Here is a 26,006-nt window from a genome sequence, read left to right as displayed (position 1 = left end):
CGAACGGCGGCGTTCCCGGCCCGGCGGCGCGCCTCACACCGACAGCACGGGCTGCGTCGCGTACAGCAGGACGTACTCCGCGGCCTTCGCCAACACCTCGCCGGGGTCGCCCGAGATGGGTTCCCGCGGGACGACGACGAAGTCCGCGTCGAGCTCCTCGGCGGTGTCGAGGACGACGCTCCCCGGGTGTCGGATCTTCATCTTCGTCGAGAAACCGTAGGCGACGGAGGTAGCGAGGTCCACCTCGTACTCCGCGGCGATGTCTTTCGTCGTCTGCGTGATGGCCTCGCCGTCGGCCGCCACCTCCTCGTCGTCCACGGCGCCCGTCTCTATCGCGCGGACGACGTCCCCGCCGAGGACGTGAACGGCGTGAACGCCGGCGCCGTACTCGGCGGCGATGGCGCAGGCGCATTCGACGGCGGCGGCGGATTCGTCGCTGCGGTCGACGGGGACGAGGACGAGGTCCACGTCCAGCGGACGGCGGTCGGTCATATCCGCCCATGCGACGGCCGACGGGAAAAAGCCTCACCTCCGCGTCCCAGTAGCGATAACCACGGCTTGGATTTATACCGCCCCCGGATGAAATCTCGCCCATGTTCGACACCATCGTCATCGCGACGGACGGGTCCGAGAGCGTCCGCCGGGCTATCGACGTCGCGTTGGACCTCGCGGACCGGTTCGACGCGGCCGTCCACGTCCTCTACGTCGTCGACGAGAGCGAGGTGGATTCCTCGCCGGAACGACTCCGCGACGAGATGCGCGACGCCCTCGCGGACCGCGGCGAACAGGCCCTCGCGGAGGTGCAAGAGGAGACGGACCGCGAGGTCACCACCGCCGTCGTGGAGGGCCGCCCCGCCGGCGTCATTGGCGACTACGCCCGCGAGAGCGACGCCGACATGGTGGCGATGGGCACCCGCGGCCGCCACGGCGAGAACCGCTTTCTCATCGGCTCCGTCGCCGAACGCGTCGTCCGGACCTGTCCCGTCCCGGTGTTGACCGTCCGCCAACTGGCCGAAGACGAGTCCGCAGACGGACCGGCCGGGACGCCCGAGACGGCCTGAACGCCGGTCGTCGCCGACGCTGACGTCACCGCCGACGGGGCGCGGACGGGGGAGGGTCGAACGGGACCACCGCCGTTTTCACTCCCGGCCCCGTCGCCTCGCGTATGGAAGACGAACTCATCGACAGTTCTCGGCTCTCGCTCTCGCGGAAGTCCCAACTTCCGGGCGCGGGGTTCTTCTACCCCGACTCGCTCGACGAGGACCGCTCCGAGGAGTTGGTGAAGGAGGCCGTCGAGGGCGCCGAAGTCGTCGTCGTCGCCGACACGGACGCCGACGGACTCGGCTGCGTCGCCCTGCTTCGGGAGGCGTACGGCGCGGCACTCGACCCCGAACCGTTCGAGGAGGAGATCGCGGAGCGAATCGAACGGTTGGAGGGGACGGCCGACCCCGAGGACGAAGACGAGGAGGCGGAGGTCGAGGTGCCGGAGGAAGAGGAGGTCGCCCCGGGGTCGGCCGTCGCCCTCGTCGGGTCCGGCCCCTACTCGCTCGAGGACGAGTTCGACAACGTCGCCGAGTACGCCCCGGAGGGCGTCGACGTGTTCGTCTGCGACCTCTGTCCCGACAAGTACGAGTACGTCGAGGAGGAACTCGACCGACTCGTCGAGGCGGCCTCGGAGGTTCGCTGGTTCGACCACCACCAGTGGAAGGACGACGTGGCTGACGCCGTCCGCGACGCGGGCGTCGAACTCGTCGTCGGCGAGTCCGACGAGGAGTGCAGCACCGACGTGACGCTTCGCTCCCTCGACTACGAGTTCGACGACCGGTTCGCCGAACTCGCCGAGGTCACGCGCGACCACGACCTGTGGATACGCGAGGACCCCCGGAGCGACGACTTGGCCGACTACGCCTACTGGGCGGACGCCGAGGAGTACGTCACCGTCGTCGGCGCGCACGGCGCGGACCTGCCGGACGTGGCCGCCGAGTTCGTCGAACTCCGGCGCGTCGAGAAGGAGCAACTCGTCGAACGCGCCGTCTCGCGCGCGGAACTGAAGTCCGTCGGCCCGTGGACCGTCGGCGTCACCTACGGCCGGTGTTCGCAGAACGAGGTGGCCGAGGCGCTTCGAGAGGAGGGCGCGGACGCCGCCGTCGTCGTCAAACCCGCCGGAAGCGCCAGCATCCGCGGCACGGAGAACTTCGAGCTGTGCCACGAAGTCGCAGGACAGGTCAACGGCGGCGGCCACCCGAAGGCGGCGGGGTGTAAACCCGACATCTACGATGACATGCTCGACTACGCCAACCACTGGACGACGCGGGGAAGCGCCGCGAAACGCGTCATCCTCGCGGCGTTCGAGCGAGTCGCGGAGCGGGCGGAACAGGGCGTCTACGACGAGGACGAGGGTGTCGAAACCGACCGCTGAGCCGTCCGACCGGGAATCACAGCGACTTCCTCATGCAGACGGCCGACGCGGGACAGAGCTCTTCGAACTCGGTCGTCCGCCGGATTTCGGCGGGCGCGTCCGCCCGTTCGAGTTCCTCGTACCCCCTGCCGGCGAAGAACACGGCGGCGGTGGTCGTGAGGAGATACAGCGTCCCGACGCCCGCATCTCGGGCCTCCGCTTCGAGTGCGTCGCAGAGCGCCGTCCCGTACCCCTCGCCCCGCGCCGACTCCTCGACGGCGACGGAGCGGAGGAGGCCGGAGTTTTCGTACGTTTCGACGCCGCCGACGCCGAGGGCGTCGCCGTCCGCGTACCCGACGTAGAAGCAGTCCGGCTTCGACCGCACGTCGCGCGACGGCAACCCGTTCGCCTCCAGTAGCGTCTCGACGTACGAGAGGGAGTCTGCCGCCCCTCGGAGCGTCACGGTCGGTCCCTGCATGCGAGAGAGTATCACCCGAAGCGACAAATACGTTGTCCAGGTCGTCGAACTCGTCTACCGCGCCTCGGCGGGTTCGTCCTCGCCGGGTTGGACGCCCGTCTCTCCTTCCTCGCCGACGACCCACCGATCGGAGTAGTCGGTCCCGCAGGTGCAGTGGGCGTAGGCGTGGACCACGTCGCCGCGTTCGTACAGGCCGCCGACGCTCTCGTTCCGTTCCTCGGCGAACGCGAAGATGAACCGCGTCTGGTGGTTCTCGTCGGGTTCGCGGTTCGGGCACTCGCCGCCGCCCAAGTCGCGTTCGACGTGGCTCTTCGTCCCGGTGGCCTGTTGGGCGAACTCCATGGCGTCCATGCCGGTTCCGGCGGCGAACGCGCGGCGGCCGTCGTCGCCGTCCACGACGAGGACGTAGCCGTTCTCCACCTCCTCGCCGAGGTTCGGCAGTTTCCCCTGACTGTCGAGATACTCGTGGGTGAGAAACAGCGCGACGTCGTCGGTGCGTTCGCCCGCGAGGAACTCCTCGAGTTTGCTCATACTGTCTCTGACGCACGGAGGCGTAAAAAGCGCCTGAACTCGGAGACGAACGACCGGACTACCCGTCGCCGCCGAACCTCTCGGCGATGTCCGAGAGCGAGGCGTTCGGCCGCTTCGGAACGGAGTAGACGGTCCGTTTGCCGGGTTCGCGCAGGCCGTAACAGAACCCGGGTTCGAGTTCGTCGAGTTCGACCGCCGACCCGGGGCCGCGACCCGTCTCCGAACACCACTCGGCGAGGCGGTTCTCCCCCTCGCCGGGGTTCCGGGCGAGTCGCTTGTTGTCGTACGCGCCGCGAACGAGACGGCCGGACGCGTCCGCATCGACGCGGGCGTGGTAGTGCCCCCCGCCGACGAGGAGGCGAATCAGGTCGCCCTCCCCGACGTCCGCCCCGTCGGGGAGGCGGAGACAGGGCCGTCGGGTCCCGCCGCTACGCGCGATGTTCGCGCGAAACGTCGTGACCGAGGCGTGGTCGCTGGGGACGCGTTCGGACACGAGTCAGGTCGTTACTCGTCTTCGGCTTCGGCTTCGGCGTCGCCTTCGTCGTCGCCCTCGCCGAGGGCGGCGGCGACGTCGCCGTCCCCGCCGACGACCTTCGCGTTTATCTGTGCGGTCTCCTCGGAGACCTGACGGCCGCGGACGGTGACGCGCTTGCGTTCGCCGTCGCGGTTCGGCTTGTAGCCGACGCCGCCCTCGAGGAGGAGTTCCTTGAGGTTCGGGCCGGCGACGTTGTCTCGCATCGGGCGTCCGGCCTGGTCGGAACCGCCGGTGAGTTCGAGCGTGAAGCCGTCGAGTCCGACGGGTGCGCCGTCTACCTCGTCGCCGATGTCGCGGCCGAGGAATCGGTTCGCGTCCTGTCCGTCGACCTCGAACTGGTAGGTGTTCCCGGTGTCGGGGTCGGAGACGACAACCTTGAAGTCTGCCATGGGTGGAACGAAACGACCGCCGATAAAAAGTACGTCGAAAGCGACTCCGGCCCGCGACGGCGCCGACAGGTCGGAGTTCGGTACACTCACCGCGAGGCACGATAACGATTAACGCACACAAACGCGTACCCGACGGCATGACGGACTCGTTCGACCGGTCGCTGTGGTACGAGTGCGCGCGGTGCGACTTCCAGTCGGAACCCGGCGACCCCACGACCGTCTGTCCGCGGTGCGGAGCGACGATGCGGGCGCTCGACTGAGAGGACGAGGCGGCGTCGAGATACTGATCGCTACCGGGAGTCAGCGTCCGAAAAAATCGGCGTCAGAGCGGGCAGGCGGTGTCACCGGCCGGTCAGCCCTCGATGGGGATCTCGGTTCCGCGGGTCATCTCGCCCTCGATGGGCAGGCGGACTTCGAGGAGGCCGTTGTGGTAGGAGGCTTCGGCCTCCTCGGGGGCGACCCGCTTGGGCAGGCGGAACGACCGGTGGTACGTCTTCTTTCGACTGCGCTCTTCGTCGACGTGTTCGGCCGCGACGGTCAACCGACCGTCGTGCCACCGAAGGTCTATCTCCTCGGGGCCGAACCCCGGCACGTCGATGCTGAGGACGAACGCGTCGTCCTCCTCGTACAGTTCGTACCCCTCGTCGGGTCGGTTGGCGAACGGTCCGTCCAAGAGGGTTCGTCCGGGAAGGTCGAGACCTTGCGTCCAAGACGTGGTCGTCGGGAGCATCGGTCTCACCTCCGAGTTCGGGCGATAATTGCCGCTCGGAGAACTAAAATCTTCTCCGACATTTTGCGCCAAAATACCGAAATAAGGGGTGAGATCCGCCTAGAAGGCAAAAAGGGGGTCCTATATCGGTTTGATTCTCGCGGTCACTCCTCGAAGCCGTCCTCCCACCGGAACGTGCCGTCGCGTTGGACGACGTCGCCGTCCACTTCGAGTCTGGAGTCCTCGCTCACGTCAGTTATCATGTCCGCGTGGACGGCGGAGGAGTTGCCGTCCTCGTCCTCGGGGAGACAGGAGTCGTACGCGCGCCCGACGGCGAGGTGGACGGTGTCGCCCATCTTCTCGTCGAAGAGGATGTTGTCCGTGAAGCGGTCGATGCCGCGGTTCATCCCGATGCCGAGTTCGCCGAGGCGGCGCGCGCCCTCGTCGGTATCGAGGATGTCGCCGAGGGCGTCCTCGCCCGTCTCGGCGGCGTAATCGACCACTTCGCCGCCCTCGAACGTGAGGTGGACGTTTCGCACGCGCGTGCCCGAGAGCGTCATCGGCACGTCGAAGAACACCTCGCCCTCCGGGTCGTACGGCGCGGTGAACACCTCGCCGGAGGGGAGGTTGTGGGAGTCGTAGGCGACGGAGGCGGCGGAGTTGACGGCGGTGCGGCCTTCGATGGACATGGACAGGTCGGTACCGTCGCCCTTCCGGAGTCGAACTTCGCTCCCCTCGTCGAGTACCTCCTTCATCTTCGCCATCTCCTCGGCCAACGCCTCCCAGTCGCGGAGGACGGCGTCGTAGACGAACTCGCGGTACTGTTCGACGGACATCCCGGCCTGTTGGGCCAGCGAACGGGTGGGGTGGACGGTGGACACCCAGTCGGTGTCCAGGCGGGCCTCGCGGACCGCCTCATTCGCGCGGGAGGCGGCCTGTCGCGTCTCGCCCGGCACGTCCGCGGTGGCGAAGGTGTTGCGGCCGCCGCCGAGGAACAGCACCGAGTCGGCGTTCTCGTAGAGGGCGAGTTCGTGGTCTGCGGTCTCGAAGTCGCCGTCGTGGGCGCGGAGGTACGCGCGGGACACCTCGTCGGAGGCGTACGTCGTCACGACGTTCGCGCCGCGTTCGCCCAGTTTCTCGGCGACGGCGACGGCGAGTTCGTGCGCCCCCTCGGCGACGCTGACGACCACGTCGTCGCCGGGTTCGACGCGCGCACTCCAGTCTACGAGAACGTCGGCGTGTTCTCGGATGCGTAGGTCCATACCGGCGAGTCGCCCGCGGCGGAGAAAAAATCTCCTCACTCGGTGAGTTCGAGCAACGCGTCGAACTCCCGGGCGTATGCCGCCAACAGGTTCTCGAACGTGACGACGCCGGCGTACTCGTCGCCGTCGTCCACCACGATTGCCGCCCGGACGTCCCGCCGGGCGAACAGGCGCACGAGGGCCTCACGGTCGGCCGTCTCCCGAACGGTCACCGGGTCCTCGGCGACGAGGTCCCCCACCGACATCTCGCGCACGTCCTCGTCGGCGACGACGGCGCGGCCGATGGTCTCCGGCGTGAGGAGTCCCAGCGGTCGGTGCTCGTCCACGACGACGACGACGTCCGCGTCGCGGGTTCGCATCGCCGCCGCCGCGTCGGCGACCGTCGTCTCCGGTGCCGCGGTCAGCGCGTCCGTGCGTGTCAAATCCCCGAGCATATTGGAGACTACGCTCTGAACGTCCATAGGCGCGACGGGCGTTTCCGGGGCGGGAGCGGAGGCCCGAACGCCGGCGCCTCCCCCGCGAATCGGAACCACTACCTCCCCCGCCGATGGACGGCCACCCATGCAACTGGGCGTCATCGGACTCGGCCGCATGGGTCAGATAGTCGTGAACAGAGTCGTAGAGGCGGGCCACGAAGTCGTCGCCTTCGACCTCAGCGCGGAGGCCGTCGCGACGGCCGCCGACGCGGGAGCGACGCCCGCCGAGAGCGTCGCCGACCTCGCGGACCGCCTCGGCGACGACAAGCGCATATGGCTCATGGTCCCCGCGGGCGAGGCGGTGGACGCGACGCTGGAGGAACTGGCGCCCCACCTCGACGCCGACGACGTGGTCGTGGACGGCGGCAACTCCCACTTCGAGAAGTCGGTCCGCCGCGCCGAGGAGACGGAGGCGGCGTACCTCGACTGCGGCACCTCCGGCGGCCCCGCGGGCGCGGAACTCGGCTTCTCACTCATGGTCGGCGGCCCGCAGTGGGCGTACGAGGAGATGACGCCCGTCTTCGACGCCGTCGCCACCGGCCCCGACGGTCACGACCGGATGGGCCCCGCCGGGTCGGGCCACTACGTGAAGATGGTCCACAACGGCGTCGAGTACGCCCTCATGCAGGCGTACGGCGAGGGCTTCGAACTCCTCGCGAACGGCCGGTACGATTTGGACCTCGAATCCGTCGCGCGGACGTGGAACAACGGCGCGGTCATCCGGTCGTGGCTGTTGGAACTCTGCGAGGAGGCGTTCCGCGAGGAGGGGACCGACCTCGGCGACGTGGCCGACCACGTCTCCGGCGGGTCTACCGGGACGTGGACCGTCCGAGAGGCCCTCGAACAGGAGGTTCCGGTTCCGCTCATCTATCAGTCCCTCGCCGAACGCTTCGGCAGTCGCGACGAGGCGCGGTTCTCCCGCCGTCTGGCGAACCGCCTCCGGTACGGCTTCGGTCGGCACGAAGTCGTGCGCGAGGAGTAGGTCGAAGGGGTCGCTCCGGGAGCGAAGCGAGCGCGTTTTTGGTCCACCGTCAGAGTGAAACCCTGACGAGCCTCGGCTCGCTACGTTCGCCAAGACAGATTTTCACCGATCGAGCCCGCGACGCGGGCGAGCGCAGCGTAAAAGGTGGATCATAATTTCCTTAACCCCCGACTCCGTAGCGCCCCTCATGGTCGAAATCAACCTCGTGGGTCTGGGTCTCGGCGCGACTCTGACGCTCGTCACGGTCGCCCTGCACTTCTCTCGGGGCACCGAGTGGCAGTCCAGCGCCGACATCTCCCAAGAGGTCCTCGAACGTCGGGCGAGTACCGTCCCGGAGACGGACTTCCCCGAACCGATGAACCGGTCCATCGGCGGCGGCGGTGTCGCGGCGGGCGCCGTCGGCGCGGGCGAAGAGGGCGCAGAACTCGAAGACAGCGACGGCGAGGACTCCGGAAGCCCGGCGGACATCCCCGAGGACGAAGTCGAGTACTTCGAGGTGGAGTTCGCCAAGCAGGGCGAAACCGTCGAAGTCGCCAACAACAAGACCGTCCTCGAATCCGGCGAGGACGAGGGATGGGACCTCCCGTACGCCTGCCGGCAGGGCCAGTGCGTCTCCTGCGCCGGCCAGATTACCTCGGGCGGTAACTCCGAGGACTACGTCGTCCACGACGACCAGCAGATGCTCGACGACTCCGAACTCGGCGAGGGGTACACGCTCACCTGCGTCGCCTACCCGCGCGCGGACTTCACCATCGAGACGGGCGAAGCCCCCTAACGCCGGGACGCGATTCCCGAACGACCCCGAGGTTCTCGTTTTTCCGATTCCAACGCCGAACGACCGCCGACCGCGGAGCGTCCGCCGCCGGTCGTCCGCAGCGCGTTTCGATTCGAAACATCCGGCAACCTATTCGACTATCGACGGGTTGAAACTGAATACCGTCGTTCGTACCGTCCAGTGCCCTCCAATCCCGCAACGGGCGGCGGGTCGCTCACCGAGGGCGGCCTGAAGCGCCCGATATTCGCCCTCGCGTGGCCCATCATCGTCACCGAGTTACTGCAGGTCGCGTACAATCTGGCAGACACCGTCTGGCTCGGCCGCCTCTCGACGGACGCCGTCGCCGCCATCAGCCTCGCGTTCCCGCTCATCTTCCTCCTCATCTCCGTCGGCGGCGGGTTCACCGTCGCCGGGAGCACCCTCGTCGCGCAGTACACCGGGGCCGACAGCGAGGCGTCGGCGGGAACCGTCGCCGGGCAGACGCTCGGGTTCATCACCCTCATCGCCGTCGTCGTCGGCGTCCTCGGCTTCTTCGCCACGGACGCCATGCTCTCGGTCCTCCCGAGTTCCCCCGCCACGGCCGCTCAGGTCGTCCCGATGGCCGCCGACTACATGCGCATCTTCTTCCTCGGCCTCCCCGCGCTGTTCGGCTTCTTCGTCTTCTCGGCGCTGATGCGCGGGTACGGCAACACCCGCGCGCCGATGGCCGTCATGTTCGTCAGCGTCCTCGTCAACGTCGTCATCGACCCCGTCTTCATCTTCGGCTTCGAGTCGAACCCGCTGTTCGGGATGCTCGGCGTCCCCGGCGTCGAGACGGCGCTTTTCGCCGCCACCGGCTTCGCGGGGTGGGGCATCGAGGGCGCGGCGTTTGCGACGGTGCTCTCCCGCCTCGTCGCCACGATCATCGGCGTCTACATCATCTTCTACACGAGCGCCGGACCGGACGTCTCGCCGTCCGACTTCCGACCCCGGCCGAAGGTCGTCCGGAAAATCGTCCGCATCGGCGTTCCGAGCGCCGTCGAGCAGTCCGCCACCGCCCTCGGGTTCATCACTCTGACCGCGATGGTCGTCACGTTCGTCCCGGAGGTGTTGGCGGCGTACGGCCTCGGCAACCGCCTCGTCTCTCTGGTCTTCCTCCCGGCGTTGGGACTAGGGCGGGCGACGAACACCATCGTCGGGCAGAACCTCGGGGCCGCGAAGCCCGAACGCGCCGAACGCGCCGTCTGGATGGCGGTGAAAGCCGGGTCGAGCGTGATGATACTCATCGGCGTCGTCGCGTACGTCTTCGCGGAACCCATCGTCGGCGTCTTCATCGGCACAGGGACGGACGCCGCCGCGCGGACCGTCGCGTTCGGGGCGGACTACGTCCGCGTCCGTGCGTTCGAGTTCGGCTTCATCGGCCTCCTGCAGGTCGTTCTCGGCGCGTACCGCGGCGCGGGCAACACGAAGACGGCGCTGGCGTTCTCGCTTTTCGCCCTCTGGCTGGGCCGCATCCCCGTTGTCTACTACCTCTCGTTCGTGCGGGACTTCGGCGAGACGGGCATCTGGATCGGGATGGCCGTCGGCCAGATTCTCGGCGCCGTCGCCGCCGGCCTGTGGTTCACCCGCGGGACGTGGAAAGCGGCCGTCATTGACCACCCGCAGGCGACGAAGGAGTAGCGGCGGCCGACGACGGAGGGACGCGACGCCGAGACTCCTCGACCCGGACGGGGTCGGGGTTTTCATAACCGTTATACTGCGCGATGGTGTACGGATTGCCGAGGGCCCGTAGCTCAGCGGACAGAGTGCTTGGTTCCGGACCAAGATGTCGCGGGTTCAAATCCCGTCGGGTCCGTTCGGCCTTCGGCCTCACTCCCCCGACGGAGTCACGTTCGCTGACGCTCCCGTGACTCCCGTCGGGTCCGCTACTTCTGCGACGAACGGACGTGAGGAACGAAGTCGCGACAGCCGCGGGATTCGAATCGGGGAGCGAACGGCGGCCACCGCAGCCTCTCCCGTTTATCGCCTGAACTGACAGTTCCAGAACATATTGAACTCTCATTGAATTTGTGCAATGATGTGAAAATCATTTATCATATTTCCCGGAGAGGTTGAGTTCATGTCACGTGATTGTAACGACACGTCCGGTTCGCTTCTCGAACGACGCGAATTCGTCGCCGGCGCGGCGGCCGTCGGGGGACTGACGTCGATCGTGTCCGGAGTGGCGGCGGAGCCGATAGAGAGCACCGAACGGAGCGACCGAGCGAAGGTACAGTCGCTCACCTCGCCCGGCGGCGACGTCGAGGTGACGTTCGAGTTGGTCGACGGGACGCCGACGTACGCCGTCACGTACGGCGGTCGGACGGTGGTGGACCGGTCGACGCTCGGACTCGCCTTCCGCGACGCCGCGCCCTTGGACGACTCGTTCGAGGTGACGGGCGTGGAGCGTCACAGCGCCGACGAGACGTGGGAGCCCGTCTGGGGCACGAGCGACTCGATTCGGAACAACTACGAGGAACTGGCCGTCGGCCTCCGGGAGACGGAAGGGTCGAAGCGGTCTCTGAACCTCCTCTTCCGCGCCTACGACGACGGTGCCGCGTTCCGGTACGCGCTGCCCGAACAGGAGAACCTCGGCTCGTTCGTCATCACCGACGAGCGGACGGAGTTCGCGTTCGCCGACGACTACGCGTCGTGGTGGACTCCGGACGACTGGGAGAACTACGAGTACCTGTACGAGGAGACGCCGCTGAGCGAGATCAAGCCGACGCCCGAGAAGGGGTCGGAGGTGGACGGCGCGAACACGCCGGTGACGATGCGCGTCGGCGACGAGGCGTACATGAGCGTCCACGAGGCGGCCCTGACCGACTACGCGGGCATGACGCTCACCCGCGCCGACGGCGACCCGACAACGTTCGAGAGCACGCTCGTCCCGTGGCCCGACGGTGAGTCGAAGGTGAAAGGCGAGGCGCCGCACGTCTCGCCGTGGCGGACGTTCACCCTCGGGTCCGACCCGGGCGCCCTCGTGGAGTCGGACCTCATCGTCAACCTGAACGATCCCAACGAGTTGGACGACACCGACTGGATAGAGCCGCAGAAGTACATGGGCATCTGGTGGGAGATTCACGTCGGCAAGTCGACGTGGGCGCCCGGTCCGGACGTGGGCGCTACGACCGAGAACGCCAAGCGCTACATCGACTTCGCCAGCGAGCACGGCATCTCCTCGCTCCTCGTGGAGGGGTGGAACGTCGGCTGGGAGGGCGGGTTCGACTCGTGGAGCAACCCGCCGCACGAGTTCTCGTTCACCGAGTCGACCGAGCACTACGACCTGCGGGAGGTCGTCGAGTACGGACAGTCGAAGGACCCGAGCGTGAACATCGTCGCGCACAACGAGACCGGGGGCGGCGTCGGCAACTACGAGGACCAACTGGAGGAGGCGTTCTCGCTGTACGAGGACCTCGGTATCCACGCGATAAAGTCCGGCTACGTCAGCGAGGAGGGACTGGACATCGACGGCGAACGCTACCACCACCACGGCCAGCGGATGGTGAACCACTACCGCCACGTGACGAAGAAGGCCGCAGAGCACGAGATCATGCTCAACGTCCACGAACCCATCAAACCGACCGGGGTGCGGCGGACGTACCCCAACCTCATGACCCGCGAGGGCGTGAGCGGACTGGAGTACGAGAACTTCCGGCCGCAGGGGAACCCGCCGTCGCACACGCTCACGCTCCCGTTCACGCGGATGGTGGCCGGACCGCTGGACTACACGCCGGGCATCTTCGACATCCTGTACGAGGAGTACGGCAACACGCGCGTCCACAACACCGTCGCGCGCCAACTCGCTCTCTACCCGATGCTGTTCAGCGGCCTCCAGATGGTCGCCGACATGCCGGAGCACTACGACGACTTGGACACCTTCGAGTTCATCGAGCAGGTTCCGGCGGCGTGGGACGAAACGGTCGCGGGCGCGGCCGAAATCGGCGATTACGCCACCATCGCCCGCCGCAAGGGGGAGGAGTGGTTCGTCGGCACCGGGACGGACGACACCCCGCGCACGCTGTCTGTCTCCCTCGACTTCCTGAAGAGCAATCGGAAGTACGTCGCCGAGGTGTACGCCGACGGCCCCGAGGCCGACTACGAGTCGAACCCCGACGAGGTCGCCTACTACGAGTTCCTCGTCTCGGCCGACGACACCCTCCACGCGTCGATGGTCACCGGCGGCGGGCAGGCCGTCCGTCTCCGTCCCCCCGAAGACGGCGAGCAGTCCGAGATATCAGCGTACGAACCGCCGTCCTACGAGTACGACACGCCCGTCGTCCCCGAGGGGGTGATGGCCGGCGAACCGTTCACCGTCTTCGTCGAGGCGAGCAACGCGGGCGGCATCGTCGGCGGTAAACGGATGACGCTCAGCGTCGACGGCGAGACGGTCGACGAGACGTTCGTCCGCGTCGGCGCCGGAGAGGAGACGCAGGTCGAGTTCCCCCTCCGCCTCTCGGAGACGGGCGACCGCGAGGTGACGATGGACGTCGTCGACGGCGACGCCTCGTTCTCCGAGACGGTGACGGTCACCGAACAGTCGGCGGAGTTCCGGATGCTCTCCTACGAGGGCTTCGAGGTGCCCGACGAGACCACGGTGGGCCGCCAACTGGAGATTCCGGTGACGGTGACCAACACCGGTGACGAGGAGAGCCTGCAGGTGGTCAAACTCACCGTCGACGACGACGTCGTCCGGACGAGCGGAGTCGACCTCGAACCCGGCAAGTCGACGGACCTGACGTTCCTGCACACGTTCGACTCGCCCGGCGAGTACGAGGTAGCCGTGGAGGACCTCGACCCGCAGACGGTGACGGTGAACGTGTTCTGAGTCGCCGACCACGGCTCGGAGCCGACGAGCGTCACCGTTCCGCTCTTCGACCTCCGCCTCGTTAGTCCCGACGTAGATTGCCCACGGTTGTGGACCTGCGGCCGAACCGTGCCACCATGCGCGTGGCAGCGTTCGGTGAACTCACCGGACCGGACGGAGCGAGTCTCATCGACCGACCGACGCCGGATCCCGGACCGGGGGAGGCCGTCGTCGACGTCGAAGCGGACTTCATCAACCGACACGGCCTCTGAATACTGGAGGGTGACCCCGCGATGGTCGACACCGACGACCTGCCGTTCGTCAGCGGGCTCGACGTCGCCGGCGTCGTCCAGTCCGTCCTGACGCTCACGTGACTCCCGTCGGGTCCGTTCGGACTCGCTTCGCTCACTCCTCCGACGTAGTCACGTTCGCTGACGCTCACGTGACTCCCGTCGGGCCCGTGGTGCTCCATCCGGATTCGGATAATACACTGCCGCAAGGACGAGTCCGGCGATAGAGCAGTACTTCGACCTGTGAACGGTCCGCCGCCGGGAGGTTACCGATTCCGAGTACACCGGATGCAACGGTCGTCAAACCGCAGTAGAGGAGCATACACCGTTCTCTTCCCCCGTCGTGGCCGAATGAGAATTCCTATCGACTTTGCACCGATCAGAGCTGCATAAATTCGCGGTAGGAACCGTCTGCAGAGGCGGCATAGATGACGAACTCCTCGGCCTTCTCACCCGGCATTCCGGGTGACCCACGAGGCATTCCCGGAAGTGCAATTCCGGCGATGTCGGGTTTCTCTTCCGCGAGCTTTCCGATAGCTTCCAGCGGGACGTGACCTTCTACGTAATAGTCCCCGATGTCCATAGTATGGCAGCTTTCGACGTCTCGCGGGACGTTGTACTTCTCCTTCGTCTTCGCGAGGTCGGAGGCTTCGACGACTTCGACGCTGCTGTCAGTCGCCGTTTCGAGGTACTTGGTGTACTCGAGGCAGCACGAACAGTTCGGGGCCTTGTATAACGTTGCAGTGTCGAGGGACGATGCAGCGGCGTTTCGGAACCGTTCGGCGTCGTCCCCCGCTCCGAAGTTGGCCGTGGAGTCGCTCCCTCCTAAACAACCGGCGAGGGCACCGATACTCGTGACACCGACCGCGGTGAGGAACGTTCGTCTACTGAATCTAGCGGGCTCTGGGGAGCCTCTGTCGTTTGATTGTCCGGGTGTCTTGTGGTTCATGTACTCTGGAAATGGTTCGGTCGGGTACTACTCGCAGACGGTTGGATACTAGCCGAGGGGCGGGTACTATTCATCGAGTTGCTTCAAGGCGTCCTTCGTTCGTGCATTGAGTTGAGAGAGCAACGTCTGCGCTTCTTCGGGGAGACCGTTCTGTGGTGGTGCGAGCGCTGGCTGCGTATCTACGCTCGGTTCGCCGACGATAACCCTTCCGACCATCGCTCGGTATTCGTGCGGGGTGCAGAAGTAGTCATAGACTCCCCCGTCCTCGAAAGAGCGCTCGAACGTCTTCCCGGGCTCGCTGAACATACCGCTGTCCCAGGGCGATGCGCCTTTCTGGGATCCGTAGCGGTTTGTCAACGTCGGGGTGGTAGGCTGTCGCCGTGTGGGCGCCGCTCTCGTTCGTCCAGGTGACGGTCCCGCCTTGTTCTATCCAGACGATGGACGGACCGAAGTGGTGTCCAGCATCGTTGGACCGCATCGCGACGTCTGCGTGAGCGACCGGCCCCTCGAGACGAGTATCCTCCTCGTGTGTGTGGTCGTGGTCTGACGTCGAGCTACTTTCGTGAGGATCGGAACCGCTAGTGGCGGCACCGAGACAGCCAGCGACACTCAGCATCCCACTCGCTAGCCGGAGGATCGTTCGTCGGTTCGGGTGTGTTCGTCCAGTTCTCATTCAATTACTCGTAGTGGGGGTTGCACGCACATACCCTCAGCGGTGTGATATGTTCTGGAGTACCAGGCTCCTTCGTTACTGGGGAATCCAGGCTCTGGTAGTCGAAGAGCCAATCGAAGGCTCTTCATGACATCCCATCCCGTCCTCCGGTCACGAGAGGGGTCACTTCGGCGGGCGGAGGCGGTAGTAGCGCTTGTTGAGGCCGTACATGTAGCCTTCGCGCATCGCCTTCAGCACCGGGTACGCGACGAGGGCCGCGACGGGCGGCAGGATGAACGTCATATCGAACAGTAGGTCCACGTTCATCGGCACGAGGTTCTTCGCGGAGTAGATGCTGAGAGTCAACGCGAAGGTGACGCCGCCGACCCCGACGGCCGCCCAGAACGGTTGCTCGACCGGCCGTCGCGCACTTCCCTTGTTCAGGAAGGGGACGATGGCGATGGCGCCGACGACGACGATGTTCGCGAGGACGCCGTACATCCGGTCGCCCATCAGCTTCTGCCCGCCGAGGACCGCCATTTCGGGGTTCAGCGGACCGAGCTTCAACAGGCCGAACGACCAGTAGAGGTACCAGTCCGGTAGGATGATGGCCGGCGTGGAACTGGGGTTCGCCGGCGCGCCGATGTGCGGCGGGAGCGTCGCCGCCAGAAACAGGATGATTCCGACGAAGAAACACGCGATAGAGAGGTTGCGGAGTATCTCGTGGGGCCACGTCGGAAAACCCAACACGTCGCGTTCGACGTAGTCGGACTCCCGCCGCAGATCCTCGTCCTCGCGGCGAGAGCGCTCGAAGTACTCGTACGTGAGTCGCGGGAGGCCCTGCGAGCGCTGTTTGCGCTCCCGCCACGTCGGCGTCTCTCCGTCGGGCGCGACGACGCCCGTCCCGTCGGTGCGCGCGTCTTCCTCGGGGGTGTCGTCGGTCATACTCGTTCGAGAGTCGCGGTCGGAGCGAACGAGTTCGCCACCCTCAGGTGGGAGCCTCGACGCGCGGTTCGTCCGCGGCGGACGGTCCGGGAGGCGGGACCCGGAGAGCGCCTTCCGCGACTCCTCGATTCGCTCGTCGCCCGATTGGTGGAGGGCACGGGGCGTCTATCGGGGGATTCGGGCATACTCGACATGACGGTGGGGTGAAATGTAAGCGTTCGCAGGGAAATTTTTCTGTTCGGAATATTACATATTCGCGGTCGAGCGTCTGGGGGTACCGAACGGCGGACCGGTTTCGGCCGTCGAGTCGGTGCGATATACGGAATACTAATGTAAATCGAGCGACCACTTCGCGTCGTGCCGGTCGACGGAATATCCGCCTCGGAACTCGACGACCTGTTCGGGTCCGTCGCCAACGAGCTCCGAATCGCGATTCTCCGGGAACTGTGGGACCAGTACGACGAACCGCTCTCGTTCACGGAACTTCAGTCGCGGGTCGGCGTCCGCGATTCGGGGCAGTTCAACTACCACCTGAGCGTACTCGTCCCGGAGTTCGTTCGGAAGACGGAGAGGGGGTACGTACTCACGCACACGGGGAGACAGACCATCGGCGCGGCCGTCTCAGGGCACTTTTCGACCGAAGACATCGAAGTCGACTCCGTTCCGGCGGGCGAGTGCATGTTCTGCGGCGAAGAGCTGACCGCTCGGTACGAGGGGGGCGACGTCGTCGTCGCCTGCGCGGCGTGTGAGAACCTGATAACGAAGATGCCGGTCCCTCCGGTGACCGTCGCCAACACGCCCCGCGAGGACCTTCCTCGGGTGTTCGGGAGGCACGTTCTGACGCTCGCACACCGGCTGAGTCGGGGGTTCTGTAAGCTCTGCCACGGCCGCGTGGATTCGACGCTCACCGTCCTCTCGGACGAGGAGTCCGTCGCGTATCGCTCGGCGCTCGACGTCAAGTTCGAGTGCCGGGCGTGCGGAGATCGGACGCACCTGAACGCGGGCGCGGTCGTCATGGACCACCCCGCGGTGACGTCGTTCCTGTTCGACTCCGGGATCGACCCGCGGGAGATGTACCCGTGGGAGCTACTACCGCTTCTGGACCCCGAGACGACGATCACGAGCGAAGACCCCCTCGAACTGGAGCTCACCGTTCGCATCGACGACGGAGCGCTGAAACTGACGCTCGACGAGTCCGCGAACGTCGTCGCGTACGAACGGCAGTAGGCCCGGGTACGCGCCCTCGCCCTCCGGACGGTACCGTTCGAGCACCGTTCGCGCGTCGCCCCACGAGACGGGCGGTTCGATGTCGTCGAGGGCGGCGTCGAACCCCGGCAGTCGGCCGCCGTGACGCTCCCGCCACGCCGGACGGCCGAGCACGCGGGCAACATCGCCGAGGTCTGACTCCGGACGGCGATTCGGGCCGGCGATCCGACCGAGACGCCGCCCGACGGGGGTCGCGACCGGCGCAGGAACGGAGACGGCGGCGACTGAGCGCCGACTGTAGAGCCGTCACCCACGGTTATGGGCCTGCGACCGGTGCGTGTACTCATGCGCGTTGCAGCGTTCGGCGAACTCACCGGACCGAACGGAGTGACCCTCACCGACCGACCGACGCCGGACCCCGAACCGGGGGAGGCCGTCGTGGACGTGGAGGCCTGTTCCATCAACCGACACGACCTCTGGATACTGGAGGGCGACTCCGCGATGGTCGATGCCGACGACCTGCCGTTCGTCAGCGGACTGGACGTCGCCGGCGTCGTAGACGAGGTGGGCGAGGGCGTGACCGGCGTCGAGGCGGGGGACCGCGTCGTCCTCTGCCCGAACGAGACCTGCGGCGTCTGCCGGTTCTGCCGAGAGGGGCCGGAGAACCGCTGCGAGAACTTCTCGCTGTACCACGGCGGCCTCGCGGAGGCGGCGCGCGTCGACGCCGACCGCCTGATTCCGCTCCCGGAGTCGGTCTCCGCGGCGGAGGCGGCGGCCCTCCCGACGGCGTACGTGACCGCCTACCACATGCTCCGCCGGGCGGACGTCTCGCCCGCGGACCTCGTGTTCGTCCCCGGCGCGACCGGCGGCGTCGGCGTCGCCAGCGTCCAACTCGCGGACGTTCTCGGGGCGCGGACTATCGGCACCTCCTCCTCGGCGTCGAAACTCGACCGCCTCGACGAACTGGGACTCGACCACGCCGTCGAGGGGACCGACCCCGACGAACTCCGCGAGGCGGTGACGGAAATCGGCCGCCCGGACGCGGTGATGAACCACCTCGGCGGCCCCTACACCGGACTCGGGTTGGACGTGCTCCGCCGCGCCGGCACGATGGTCGTCTGCGGGCGCACCGCGGGCGGCACCTCGGAGATAGACGTCCCCGATCTGTTCCTCGGACAGAAGCGCATCGTCGGGAGTACGATGGGCACGCAGACCGACTTGGAGCGGTTGGTCGAACTCGTCGCCGACGGCGAACTCTCCCCGGAGATAGACGAGACGTACCCGCTGGAGGCGACCGACGACGCCTTCGCCGCGATGCGGGACCGCGAGAGCGTCGGGAAGATACTCGTCACCCCCTGATCGAACCGGCCCGAACCCGCTCTCGAACCGCGTTCCGCCTCCGTCAATAGTCCAATTTTTTCCGTCTCGTGGGAGAGCGTCGGATTCGTCCGGCTTGAGGTAGAGAGGAACGGTTCACCGGAATGTATCCATTACGAGGGCCAGATAGCGCAGATAAGCGAACACTCTAGCATCAGCCTTCGGTTCGTCTCCGTCCGAGAATATCTGGACCTCAGTTCGGTCCATGCGTAGGATACTCCGTTTTATCACCATATTTCACATATACTAAACTCGTAATATTCTCCACGTCAAAAACGAAATAAGTTAGATTAACCTCGGCCGTTCGACGGGTTCTGCGGAACCCGTCCGTACCCTCGCCTCAGTCGAACTGCGGAATCACTTCGTCGGCGAACAGTTCCATCCCGTCGGTGTCCGGGAAGTCCACGAACCAACCTTGGAACTTCGTCACGCCGGCGTCGATGCGCCGTTCGATGGCCTCGGCGCACTCCTCGGGGGTGCCCATGACGAAGAACTCGCGGGCGTCCGCCTCCGTCTCGATGTTCGCTTGGTCCTGATACTCCTCTTCGAACTGGATGGGGAGCATCAGGTCGAGGAGACGGTCGAGTTTCTCCTCGTCGCGGGTGCAGATGACGTGGCCGTCCCACGAGTAGATGATGTCGTCGGGGTCCCTGCCGACCGTCTCGCAGTGGTCCTCGATGACGCTTATCTTGTGCTCCAACGTCTCCACGTCGCCGTTGAACACGTCCGTGTTCCACACGTCGGCGTGCTTGGCGACCAACTTGAGCGTCACGTCCTCGCCCTGTCCGCCGACGAGTATCGGCGGGTGGGGATCCTGCACCGGCGACGGAGAGCAGTACGCGTCCTCGATGTGGTAGTGGTCGCCGTCGAAACTCGCGCCGTCGCTTCCGGCGTCCCACATCCGCTTCATCAGGCGGATGGACTCGTCCAACCGCATCAGTCGCTCGAACCCGCCGCGGTACTCCCACCCGTAGGCGTCGTACTCGGGTTCGTGCCACCCCGCGCCGAGTCCGAGTTCGAGTCGCCCGCCGCTTATCACGTCGAGCGTGGCGGCCATCTTCGCCACCAAGGCGGGGTTCCGGTAGTCGTTACAGAGGACGAGCGAACCGACGTTGATGTCGTCGGTGAAGCCCGCAATCGCGCTCAGGAGCGTCCAACACTCGTACTCGGCGTGGTCGCGGCCGAGCATCAGGTGGTCCGGGGCCCACGCCGCGTCGAAGCCGAGTTCCTCCGCCGTCTCCACGCCCATCTTCGTCGTCTCCCAATCGAGCGTCTCGTAGGACGGCGTGTCGCGGTGGACGGGGTCGGTTCCCGACTCCGGCGCGCCCGCGAACACCGGCACGTTGTACTCGAAGCTGATGTCCGACATGGTCACTCCACGGCGAAGTGCTCGAGCGCTTCGCGGTTGAGTTCCGCGCTCAGACCGACCCCCTCCGGCAGCGGGATAACCCCGCCCTCTGCGTTCGGCGGATGCTGGTAGATGGCGTCGGCGTACGTCGATTCTTTCTCTCCCTGTTGCTCCTTGTACCACTCGGGGATGGGGAAGTACTCCGCCATCGGGGAGTTCGCGGAGGCGGCGATGAAGTGCAGGTGCGGGTTCGTCCCCGAGTGCGGGATTATCGGCACGTCGCGCGCACTCGCCATCGCGTCGACGCGCAGCAGTTCGGTCAACCCACCCATGCGGTGGACGTCGGGTTGGAGGATGTCGACCGCCTCCTTCTCCAGCATTTCCTTGTACCCCCAGCGGGTGAACTCGTGTTCGCCGCCCGAGATGGGCACGTCCGACGACGCGCGGACTTCCGCGTAGCCGTCTAAGTCGTCGGGGATGACGGGCTCTTCAACCCACTCCATGTCGTACTTCTCCAACCGCCCGAGCATCTTCTTCGCGTAGCGGACCGTCCACCCCATGTACGCGTCGCCCGCTATCGCGATATCGTGGCCGACGGCGTCACGCACCGTCTTCACTATCTCCTCGTTCTTCTTCATTCCCTCCCGGCCAGCCTCGGGGCCGTGCTGGAACCGCAGCTTCATTGCGTCGAAGCCCTCTTCGGCGTACTCCAGCGCTTCCCGTTCGAGCGTGTCGAGGTCGACAGGGTGGAGGTTGCTCGCGTACGCGGGAATTTCGTCCTGCACCGGCCCGCCGAGCAACTCGTAGACGGGCTTGTCCGCCTCCTTACCGACAATGTCCCATAGCGCTAAATCTACTGCGCTGATGGCCTCTATCGCCGCGCCCTTCCGCCCGAACGGGATGGTCGCGCGGTACATCATGTCCCACAGTCGCTCTCTCTGTCTCGGGTCTTCGCCGACGACGAGCTTTGAGAGCGTCTCCTCGACGATGGTAGCGATGGCACCGGTCGCCCAGTTGCCGTGCCCGACGCCCGTGATGCCGGCGTCCGTCTCGACTTCGACCACCACGTCGCCGACCGGACCCATCCACTTGCGGCGGGCCTGCGGGTTGTCGCCCTCGGCGTTGTTGTACTCCTCGAACTTACTCATCACGGTGACGAGTGGGAACTCGACGAACTCGCCCCACGACTCGGTGCTGACCTTCGTAACGGAGATGTCGGTGATTTCCATGGATACTACTGGCCGGAAACTCTCTCGGCCCTTGCTCGAATGGACAGAGAACGGAAGTATAAATGTTTGTGCGGCCGCGGCGGCGGGCGCTCTTCCGCTCGGCGGCTCGTCCTAACATATAATACGTCGGCCCCGAATCATGTTTCGAACGCTCCGCCGCCGACGAGCGTTCCGTCTACCAATGAAAGCTATCGTTCAGACCGGACCCGAAGCGGTCGAGGTCCAACAACGCGAGCGCCCGGTACCGAACTCCGAAGAAGTCCTCGTCCGCGTCCACGCCGCGGGACTCTGCGGAAGCGACGCCCACGCCTACCGCTACGAGGGCGGGTACGAGTGGATACCCATCCCGCGCGTCATGGGCCACGAGTACGCGGGCGTCGTCGAGGGCGTCGGCGACGACGTGGAGGACTTCGAAGTCGGAGAGAAAGTCGTCGAGGAGCCGATTCACGACTGCGGCCACTGCTTTCAGTGCAAGAACGGCCAGCCGAACGTCTGCCAGAACTTCTCCATCACCGGCATGCACCGCGACGGAGCGTACACCGAGTACGTGACCGTTCGCCCGGAGCACCTCCACGCCGTCCCCGCGGACGTCCCCCTCGCGCACGCCGCCATAACGGAACCGACGAGTATCGCCGCCCGCGCCGTCCTCGACCGGTCGGTGACGACGCCGGGCGACAACGTCCTCGTCGAGGGGCCGGGGCCGATAGGCGTCCTCACCGCGTGTATCGCCGATTCGCTGGGCGCGAACGTCCTCGTGTCGGGCCTCGGACGCGACACCGACTACCGCCTGCCTCTCCTCGAAGAACTCGGCATCGCGACGCTCAACTTGGACGACGCCGACTTGGAAGCCGAGACGGAGTCGTTCACCGACGGCCTCGGGTTCGACGTGGTGTTCGACACGACTGGTCACAAGTCGGGCGTCGAGACGGCCGCCGAACGCGTCCGGAAGGGCGGACAGATAGTCGTCGTCGGCCTCCCCGGCGAGGAGAGCGCCCTCTTCTTGACACCCCTCGTCCGGAGCGAGGTGGACCTTAACACCTCGTACGGCTCGACGTGGAGGAACTTCGAACAGGCGCTTCGACTCATGGACAACGGCGCGATAGACCCGGCGGCCATCGTGGACGACTCCTACTCCGTGGACGACCCGACGGGCGCGTTCGAGGCGTTTCTGGACTCCGAGACGTGCAAGCCGGTGTTCACGTTCGCGGAGTAACCCGCGCCGCACCTACTTCATCCGGTACACCTCGTCCATCCAGATGTCGTCCTCGCCGTCTTCGAGGATGGGGTCCATCACCTCGTTCCAGTCCGACTGGGCCTTGCTCGACTCCATCACCCGTCGAATCGTCTCTCTGTCTTCGAGCTCCATGTAGCCGAAGACGTGGCCGTCCTTCTCGAAGACGCTGTACGCCTCCAGACCCGCGCCGGAGGTGAGGTACGCCTCCTCCAACGCCTCGGGGACGTTCCGGTGTTTCTCTCGGTACGCTTCTCGCTTCCCATCCGCTATCTCCAGGTGAAACGCGATGCGCTCCATGATATCACATCGCCCGACCCCTACAAATCGATTTCGCCGAGGAATAATTTATGGGACGCCGGAGTGTTCCCTCGAACGATGGTCATAGACAGCCACACGCACGCGTGGGGGCATCCGAGTCGCGACCACCCGTGGGTGAACGGCGACATCGTGGACCTCGTGGAGACGTTCGACGTGGACGCCGTATACACCGCCGAGAAGTTGCTCGACGACATGGACGAGGCGGGCGTGGACGAAGCCGTCGTCGTCGGCTACCCCATCTGCGAGTGGACGGACAACTGGTACACCGTGAAGGCGGCGACGGAGTACGACCGCCTCAGCGGTATCGTGATGGTGGACCAGTTCGCCGACGGCGCGGCCGAGAGACTGCGGGACCTGATGTCGAACGACGGGATACTCGGCTTCCGACTCGGCGCGATCTGCCCGTACGACCGGATGTGGGAGACGTTCGACCCCTCCGTCGAGTGGCTTCGGGAGGCCCGAGAGGAGACGGCGTTTTGGGAGGCCGCCCGCGAGACGGACGCCGCGGTGCAGATACTCGCCCACGTCGAGCAACTCGACCAAGTGGTCGAACTCGTCGAGGCGTACCCCGAATTGACGTACCTGATAGACCACTTCTCGCACGCCGACCCGAACGAGTCCCCCGACGAGTCGGCGTTTGCGCGGTACGCCGAGCTCGCGGAGTACGACACCGTCTACGCGAAGGTGTCGGAGGTTCAACACCGGTCGGAGGAGTCGTTTCCCTACGAGGATATGCACGACCACCTGCGGTGGCTTCTCGAACGGTTCGGCAGGGAACGCCTCGTCTGGGGCGCGGACTATCCGAACGTCAGCGACGAAGCGACGTACGAGGAGTGTCTAACGTGGTTAGAACGGGTGGACGGACTCAGCGACAAGGACAGGAAGTGGCTCACCGGACGGGCCTTCGAACGAGCGACGAAGTAGTCAGACCGTCACCTCTTCTGCGCTGTCCGTATCGCTCGTCTCGGCGTCGAGGCGGCCCTTGATGAGTCGTTCAGTCTCCCTCCGAAGAGGTAGACGTGTTCGGACTCGTTCGAGGGCTGGAGAAGTAAACTGTGGCGGCGCGTCGTCTCCCTCCGGAGACGCGGTTTCCGTCCGGTATTACCCGAGAGCGGATAACACCGCAGAAGGCGACGCAGGGCGGTCGAACGACCCGACGAGAGTGGTTGTCCCCGAAATCCCCCGTCCGATACTGCCAAACATTTATGCCCTCACTGTCAACATATCTCAGTCATGGCCACGACAGACCGACTCCGGGTGAAATCCGCGGGGACGATGTTCGCCGTCGTCGACGCGTTGCAGGAGCTCGACCACCCGAGCGTCGCCGAAGTCGCAGACCGCGTGGGCGTGCCGAAGAGCACGGCCCACGACCACCTGAGCACGTTGGAGGAACTGGACTTCGTCGTCAAGGAGGCGGAGGGGTACCGAATCGGCGCGCGGTTCCTCGAGTACGGGGGGTACGCCCGCGAGAACATGAAGGTGTACCGCGTGGCGCGTCCGGTCGTCAAGCGACTCGCCGAGGAGACGGGCGAACACGCGAACCTGATGATAGAGGAACACGGCCTCGGCGTCTTCCTCTACAAGGCGAAAGGCGAGGACGCCGTCACCCTCGACACCAGACCCGGGATGCGCGTCCCCCTCCAGACGACGGCGCTCGGAAAGACGATTCTCGCGCACATGCCGCGGAGCGAGGTGGAGGAGATTATCGAGGAACACGGGATGCCGAAAGTCACCGAGAAGACGGTCACCGACCCCGACGTCCTGTTCGAGGAACTGGCGGAGGTGAGAGAACGGGGGTACGCGACGGACGACGAGGAACGCGTCGCCGGGATGCGGTGCATCGCCGCGCCGGTGCTGAGTCAGAGCGACGAGGTTCTCGGCGCTGTCAGCGTCTCCGGTCCGATGAGTCGGATGAACGACGAACGTTACCAGGACGACATCCCCCGGAGCGTCAAAAGCGCGGCCAACGTCATCGAAGTCAACATGACGTACTCGTAGCGGTCGGTATTACCGGACGGCCCGGCTGATGCGTTCGTCTCCGCTCTCATCACCTCTCACGTCCGTTTTCTCGAATCAGACCGAGCGTTCGACCGGCATCCGTCCGGCTATCCCGGACACCGTCGGAGGTGGGTCGCCGTTACACTCGTAATCCTGTAACGGCCACGGCGGCGACGCGGGACCGTCCGCCGGCGGATTCGGCCTCTCGTCTCCTCCACAGCCGATCCCAACCGCCACATTGTGCAATTAATATTGTGACTACCGTTCTAGCCATCTCTGTCGATGCCGGGCTTATACCCAGCATCTCGCCTGATATCGGCCGACTAGACTCAACCCATCTCGTCTGCGGCACGAAAATTATCCTCGGTATTAATAACCGAATATCGCGTATAGGTTCATTTCATCGCCTCTACTCTCACTCGTGTCTGAATAGATGGCCATCCATCACAAATAAAATTAATTATACCTACTACTTTAATATCGAGTGTGAACAGCGAACGCTCAGTCGGCGTCGCAGAGGCAGATGGGAGCCCTCGGCGGGAGCGTCACTCCGCGTTCGCCGTCGTGGAATACACCCGCTTTCTGGCGTCGTGGAGGCAGATGTCCTTGCTCACCAGGTCGGCTCGTTCCAACTGGTCGAGGGCGTTTCGGACGGTTCGGGCCGACAGCTGCGTCCGTTCGACGAGTTCGCTCTGAGTCAGCGGCGACTCCCGTTGGAGCAGAACGTACGCGAGCTTCGCACTCGGGGTCAAGTCGCCGAAACCGTTCGCGTTCGATGTCGTGTGAGCCATGGCGGTTGAAACGTGTCTCCTTGAGAGAGCCAGTCGAAGGACGGACGTCACCGCCGAGCGACCCGGTGTCGAGGGCCGCAAAGGGAGCCGTACCGGGCGTCGAGTCGGCGAGTTCCGCGCTCCGTCCGTGCGTACGTTCGGTACGAACTACCGCTACTTATCTATTCCTTGGCACGAGGGTAACCGGGTGACACCGCCGTCACCACACCGAAAGAGAGTCCCGCGTGCGTACGCAGCGCAACGTTTCGGCCGGAAACCGCTGGTCGGATTCGGCGTACGGGTCGGACGGAGAGCGCCCGAACGGTCCGG

The 26,006-nt window shown here is 65.8% G+C and carries 27 protein-coding genes, 1 tRNA gene and 1 pseudogene; 14 read left to right on the top strand and 15 right to left on the bottom strand.

Features of this window, described 5'->3' with window-relative positions; genetic code table 11:
* Window positions 1-33 precede the first annotated feature (33 nt).
* Window positions 34-492, bottom strand: a complete 459-nt coding sequence (locus ACFQEV_RS02450) for a universal stress protein (protein ID WP_379692383.1) — start codon at window positions 490-492, stop codon at window positions 34-36.
* Window positions 493-593: 101 nt separating this feature from the next.
* On the opposite strand from ACFQEV_RS02450, the gene ACFQEV_RS02445 reads away from it, so the two are divergent.
* Both ACFQEV_RS02445 and ACFQEV_RS02440 read left to right on the top strand, forming a co-directional pair.
* Window positions 594-1,061 (top strand): universal stress protein, encoded by a 468-nt coding sequence (locus ACFQEV_RS02445; protein WP_379692382.1) that lies wholly within the window; start codon window positions 594-596, stop codon window positions 1,059-1,061.
* A gap of 104 nt (window positions 1,062-1,165) precedes the next feature.
* The gene (locus ACFQEV_RS02440; RefSeq protein ID WP_379692380.1) at window positions 1,166-2,419 is read left to right on the top strand and encodes a DHH family phosphoesterase; all 1,254 of its coding nucleotides are present in this window, start codon (window positions 1,166-1,168) and stop codon (window positions 2,417-2,419) included.
* 16 nt (window positions 2,420-2,435) lie between these two features.
* Here ACFQEV_RS02440 and arsN2 read toward each other — a convergent pair whose 3' ends face one another.
* Genes arsN2 through ACFQEV_RS02420 form a run of 4 tightly spaced genes read right to left on the bottom strand, consistent with a single transcriptional unit; the run spans window position 2,436 to window position 4,331 of the window.
* Window positions 2,436-2,876: an arsenic resistance N-acetyltransferase ArsN2 gene (gene arsN2 / locus ACFQEV_RS02435; RefSeq protein WP_379692379.1), complete on the bottom strand. Its 441-nt coding sequence runs from the start codon at window positions 2,874-2,876 to the stop codon at window positions 2,436-2,438.
* Between the two features lie 54 nt (window positions 2,877-2,930).
* The gene (locus ACFQEV_RS02430; RefSeq protein ID WP_379692378.1) at window positions 2,931-3,407 is read right to left on the bottom strand and encodes a DUF5807 family protein; all 477 of its coding nucleotides are present in this window, start codon (window positions 3,405-3,407) and stop codon (window positions 2,931-2,933) included.
* A gap of 58 nt (window positions 3,408-3,465) precedes the next feature.
* Window positions 3,466-3,900, bottom strand: a complete 435-nt coding sequence (locus ACFQEV_RS02425; protein ID WP_379692376.1) for a DUF7112 family protein — start codon at window positions 3,898-3,900, stop codon at window positions 3,466-3,468.
* 11 nt (window positions 3,901-3,911) lie between these two features.
* Window positions 3,912-4,331 carry a 30S ribosomal protein S6e gene (locus ACFQEV_RS02420; protein ID WP_379692374.1) on the bottom strand — a complete coding sequence of 140 codons (420 nt, stop codon included), beginning with the start codon at window positions 4,329-4,331 and terminating at the stop codon, window positions 3,912-3,914.
* Between the two features lie 137 nt (window positions 4,332-4,468).
* On the opposite strand from ACFQEV_RS02420, the gene ACFQEV_RS02415 reads away from it, so the two are divergent.
* Window positions 4,469-4,591: a hypothetical protein gene (locus ACFQEV_RS02415; protein ID WP_379692373.1), complete on the top strand. Its 123-nt coding sequence runs from the start codon at window positions 4,469-4,471 to the stop codon at window positions 4,589-4,591.
* A 92-nt stretch (window positions 4,592-4,683) separates the two neighbouring features.
* On the opposite strand, the gene ACFQEV_RS02410 is transcribed toward ACFQEV_RS02415, so the two are convergent.
* The 3 genes from ACFQEV_RS02410 to ACFQEV_RS02400 all read right to left on the bottom strand — a co-directional run bounded on the left by ACFQEV_RS02410 (window position 4,684) and on the right by ACFQEV_RS02400 (window position 6,724).
* Window positions 4,684-5,061 (bottom strand): Hsp20/alpha crystallin family protein, encoded by a 378-nt coding sequence (locus ACFQEV_RS02410; protein WP_379692372.1) that lies wholly within the window; start codon window positions 5,059-5,061, stop codon window positions 4,684-4,686.
* 143 nt (window positions 5,062-5,204) lie between these two features.
* Window positions 5,205-6,302, bottom strand: coding sequence for an aminopeptidase (locus ACFQEV_RS02405; RefSeq protein WP_379692370.1), 1,098 nt, complete (start codon window positions 6,300-6,302; stop codon window positions 5,205-5,207).
* A 35-nt stretch (window positions 6,303-6,337) separates the two neighbouring features.
* Window positions 6,338-6,724 (bottom strand): CBS domain-containing protein, encoded by a 387-nt coding sequence (locus ACFQEV_RS02400; protein ID WP_379692368.1) that lies wholly within the window; start codon window positions 6,722-6,724, stop codon window positions 6,338-6,340.
* Between the two features lie 139 nt (window positions 6,725-6,863).
* Between ACFQEV_RS02400 and gnd the strand changes: the two genes are divergently transcribed.
* From gnd to ACFQEV_RS02370, 6 genes and pseudogenes are all read left to right on the top strand, one after another.
* Window positions 6,864-7,760 (top strand): phosphogluconate dehydrogenase (NAD(+)-dependent, decarboxylating), encoded by an 897-nt coding sequence (gene gnd, locus ACFQEV_RS02395; RefSeq protein ID WP_379692366.1) that lies wholly within the window; start codon window positions 6,864-6,866, stop codon window positions 7,758-7,760.
* Window positions 7,761-7,947: 187 nt separating this feature from the next.
* Complete coding sequence (locus ACFQEV_RS02390) at window positions 7,948-8,535, top strand: 2Fe-2S iron-sulfur cluster-binding protein (RefSeq protein WP_379692365.1); 588 nt, start codon at window positions 7,948-7,950, stop codon at window positions 8,533-8,535.
* A 180-nt stretch (window positions 8,536-8,715) separates the two neighbouring features.
* Window positions 8,716-10,194: an MATE family efflux transporter gene (locus tag ACFQEV_RS02385; protein WP_379692363.1), complete on the top strand. Its 1,479-nt coding sequence runs from the start codon at window positions 8,716-8,718 to the stop codon at window positions 10,192-10,194.
* Between the two features lie 102 nt (window positions 10,195-10,296).
* Window positions 10,297-10,369, top strand: a tRNA-Arg gene (locus tag ACFQEV_RS02380).
* 264 nt (window positions 10,370-10,633) lie between these two features.
* Window positions 10,634-13,381: a glycoside hydrolase family 97 N-terminal domain-containing protein gene (locus ACFQEV_RS02375; RefSeq protein ID WP_379692362.1), complete on the top strand. Its 2,748-nt coding sequence runs from the start codon at window positions 10,634-10,636 to the stop codon at window positions 13,379-13,381.
* A gap of 116 nt (window positions 13,382-13,497) precedes the next feature.
* Window positions 13,498-13,719 (top strand): annotated as a pseudogene (locus ACFQEV_RS02370) (alcohol dehydrogenase); the annotation flags it as partial.
* 310 nt (window positions 13,720-14,029) lie between these two features.
* On the opposite strand, the gene ACFQEV_RS02365 reads toward ACFQEV_RS02370, so the two are convergent.
* The 3 genes from ACFQEV_RS02365 to ACFQEV_RS02355 all read right to left on the bottom strand — a co-directional run bounded on the left by ACFQEV_RS02365 (window position 14,030) and on the right by ACFQEV_RS02355 (window position 16,196).
* Entirely contained in the window at window positions 14,030-14,599 is a 570-nt protein-coding gene (locus tag ACFQEV_RS02365) for a DUF411 domain-containing protein (RefSeq protein WP_379692360.1), read from the bottom strand.
* A gap of 66 nt (window positions 14,600-14,665) precedes the next feature.
* Window positions 14,666-14,905, bottom strand: a complete 240-nt coding sequence (locus ACFQEV_RS02360) for a cupredoxin domain-containing protein (protein WP_379692358.1) — start codon at window positions 14,903-14,905, stop codon at window positions 14,666-14,668.
* A gap of 529 nt (window positions 14,906-15,434) precedes the next feature.
* Window positions 15,435-16,196: a cytochrome b family protein gene (locus ACFQEV_RS02355; RefSeq protein ID WP_379692356.1), complete on the bottom strand. Its 762-nt coding sequence runs from the start codon at window positions 16,194-16,196 to the stop codon at window positions 15,435-15,437.
* A gap of 357 nt (window positions 16,197-16,553) precedes the next feature.
* Between ACFQEV_RS02355 and ACFQEV_RS02350 the strand changes: the two genes are divergently transcribed.
* Entirely contained in the window at window positions 16,554-17,423 is an 870-nt protein-coding gene (locus tag ACFQEV_RS02350) for a DUF7351 domain-containing protein (RefSeq protein ID WP_379692354.1), read from the top strand.
* 324 nt (window positions 17,424-17,747) lie between these two features.
* Window positions 17,748-18,761, top strand: coding sequence for an alcohol dehydrogenase catalytic domain-containing protein (locus ACFQEV_RS02345; RefSeq protein ID WP_379692352.1), 1,014 nt, complete (start codon window positions 17,748-17,750; stop codon window positions 18,759-18,761).
* 358 nt (window positions 18,762-19,119) lie between these two features.
* Here the strand turns inward: ACFQEV_RS02345 and ACFQEV_RS02340 are convergent, their stop codons facing one another.
* Together ACFQEV_RS02340 and ACFQEV_RS02335 are read right to left on the bottom strand one after the other, a co-directional pair.
* The gene (locus ACFQEV_RS02340) at window positions 19,120-20,148 is read right to left on the bottom strand and encodes an LLM class flavin-dependent oxidoreductase (RefSeq protein WP_379692350.1); all 1,029 of its coding nucleotides are present in this window, start codon (window positions 20,146-20,148) and stop codon (window positions 19,120-19,122) included.
* Window positions 20,149-20,150: 2 nt separating this feature from the next.
* Window positions 20,151-21,356, bottom strand: coding sequence for an enolase C-terminal domain-like protein (locus ACFQEV_RS02335; protein WP_379692348.1), 1,206 nt, complete (start codon window positions 21,354-21,356; stop codon window positions 20,151-20,153).
* A gap of 181 nt (window positions 21,357-21,537) precedes the next feature.
* On the opposite strand from ACFQEV_RS02335, the gene ACFQEV_RS02330 reads away from it, so the two are divergent.
* Window positions 21,538-22,569, top strand: coding sequence for a zinc-dependent alcohol dehydrogenase (locus ACFQEV_RS02330; RefSeq protein WP_379692346.1), 1,032 nt, complete (start codon window positions 21,538-21,540; stop codon window positions 22,567-22,569).
* A 12-nt stretch (window positions 22,570-22,581) separates the two neighbouring features.
* On the opposite strand, the gene ACFQEV_RS02325 is transcribed toward ACFQEV_RS02330, so the two are convergent.
* Window positions 22,582-22,887, bottom strand: coding sequence for an L-rhamnose mutarotase (locus ACFQEV_RS02325; protein ID WP_379692345.1), 306 nt, complete (start codon window positions 22,885-22,887; stop codon window positions 22,582-22,584).
* 78 nt (window positions 22,888-22,965) lie between these two features.
* Here ACFQEV_RS02325 and ACFQEV_RS02320 point away from each other — a divergent pair, with 78 nt between their 5' ends.
* Window positions 22,966-23,832 (top strand): amidohydrolase family protein, encoded by an 867-nt coding sequence (locus ACFQEV_RS02320; RefSeq protein ID WP_379692344.1) that lies wholly within the window; start codon window positions 22,966-22,968, stop codon window positions 23,830-23,832.
* Window positions 23,833-24,141: 309 nt separating this feature from the next.
* Window positions 24,142-24,906 (top strand): IclR family transcriptional regulator, encoded by a 765-nt coding sequence (locus ACFQEV_RS02315; RefSeq protein ID WP_379692343.1) that lies wholly within the window; start codon window positions 24,142-24,144, stop codon window positions 24,904-24,906.
* Window positions 24,907-25,451: 545 nt separating this feature from the next.
* On the opposite strand, the gene ACFQEV_RS02310 is transcribed toward ACFQEV_RS02315, so the two are convergent.
* Window positions 25,452-25,697, bottom strand: a complete 246-nt coding sequence (locus tag ACFQEV_RS02310) for a MarR family transcriptional regulator (RefSeq protein WP_379692341.1) — start codon at window positions 25,695-25,697, stop codon at window positions 25,452-25,454.
* Between the last annotated feature and the right edge of the window lie 309 nt (window positions 25,698-26,006).

Origin of the sequence: Halopelagius fulvigenes (assembly GCF_042662625.1) — an archaeon.
Classification (GTDB): domain Archaea; phylum Halobacteriota; class Halobacteria; order Halobacteriales; family Haloferacaceae; genus Halopelagius; species Halopelagius fulvigenes.
Note: the sequence above shows the minus strand (reverse complement) of the source record. Positions and strands in the feature narration are given on the sequence as shown.

Bases quoted from the DNA above. Each gene is read 5' to 3' on its own strand.
- ACFQEV_RS02450 (WP_379692383.1), bottom strand. From the start codon at position 492: ATGACCGACCGCCGTCCGCTGGACGTGGACCTCGTCCTCGTCCCCGTC.
- ACFQEV_RS02445 (WP_379692382.1), top strand. From the start codon at position 594: ATGTTCGACACCATCGTCATCGCGACGGACGGGTCCGAGAGCGTCCGC.
- ACFQEV_RS02440 (WP_379692380.1), top strand. From the start codon at position 1,166: ATGGAAGACGAACTCATCGACAGTTCTCGGCTCTCGCTCTCGCGGAAG.
- arsN2 (WP_379692379.1), bottom strand. From the start codon at position 2,876: ATGCAGGGACCGACCGTGACGCTCCGAGGGGCGGCAGACTCCCTCTCG.
- ACFQEV_RS02430 (WP_379692378.1), bottom strand. From the start codon at position 3,407: ATGAGCAAACTCGAGGAGTTCCTCGCGGGCGAACGCACCGACGACGTC.
- ACFQEV_RS02420 (WP_379692374.1), bottom strand. From the start codon at position 4,331: ATGGCAGACTTCAAGGTTGTCGTCTCCGACCCCGACACCGGGAACACC.
- ACFQEV_RS02415 (WP_379692373.1), top strand. From the start codon at position 4,469: ATGACGGACTCGTTCGACCGGTCGCTGTGGTACGAGTGCGCGCGGTGC.
- ACFQEV_RS02410 (WP_379692372.1), bottom strand. From the start codon at position 5,061: ATGCTCCCGACGACCACGTCTTGGACGCAAGGTCTCGACCTTCCCGGA.
- ACFQEV_RS02405 (WP_379692370.1), bottom strand. From the start codon at position 6,302: ATGGACCTACGCATCCGAGAACACGCCGACGTTCTCGTAGACTGGAGT.
- gnd (WP_379692366.1), top strand. From the start codon at position 6,864: ATGCAACTGGGCGTCATCGGACTCGGCCGCATGGGTCAGATAGTCGTG.
- ACFQEV_RS02390 (WP_379692365.1), top strand. From the start codon at position 7,948: ATGGTCGAAATCAACCTCGTGGGTCTGGGTCTCGGCGCGACTCTGACG.
- ACFQEV_RS02375 (WP_379692362.1), top strand. From the start codon at position 10,634: ATGTCACGTGATTGTAACGACACGTCCGGTTCGCTTCTCGAACGACGC.
- ACFQEV_RS02365 (WP_379692360.1), bottom strand. From the start codon at position 14,599: ATGAACCACAAGACACCCGGACAATCAAACGACAGAGGCTCCCCAGAG.
- ACFQEV_RS02360 (WP_379692358.1), bottom strand. From the start codon at position 14,905: ATGTTCAGCGAGCCCGGGAAGACGTTCGAGCGCTCTTTCGAGGACGGG.
- ACFQEV_RS02355 (WP_379692356.1), bottom strand. From the start codon at position 16,196: ATGACCGACGACACCCCCGAGGAAGACGCGCGCACCGACGGGACGGGC.
- ACFQEV_RS02345 (WP_379692352.1), top strand. From the start codon at position 17,748: ATGCGCGTTGCAGCGTTCGGCGAACTCACCGGACCGAACGGAGTGACC.
- ACFQEV_RS02340 (WP_379692350.1), bottom strand. From the start codon at position 20,148: ATGTCGGACATCAGCTTCGAGTACAACGTGCCGGTGTTCGCGGGCGCG.
- ACFQEV_RS02335 (WP_379692348.1), bottom strand. From the start codon at position 21,356: ATGGAAATCACCGACATCTCCGTTACGAAGGTCAGCACCGAGTCGTGG.
- ACFQEV_RS02330 (WP_379692346.1), top strand. From the start codon at position 21,538: ATGAAAGCTATCGTTCAGACCGGACCCGAAGCGGTCGAGGTCCAACAA.
- ACFQEV_RS02325 (WP_379692345.1), bottom strand. From the start codon at position 22,887: ATGGAGCGCATCGCGTTTCACCTGGAGATAGCGGATGGGAAGCGAGAA.
- ACFQEV_RS02320 (WP_379692344.1), top strand. From the start codon at position 22,966: ATGGTCATAGACAGCCACACGCACGCGTGGGGGCATCCGAGTCGCGAC.
- ACFQEV_RS02315 (WP_379692343.1), top strand. From the start codon at position 24,142: ATGGCCACGACAGACCGACTCCGGGTGAAATCCGCGGGGACGATGTTC.
- ACFQEV_RS02310 (WP_379692341.1), bottom strand. From the start codon at position 25,697: ATGGCTCACACGACATCGAACGCGAACGGTTTCGGCGACTTGACCCCG.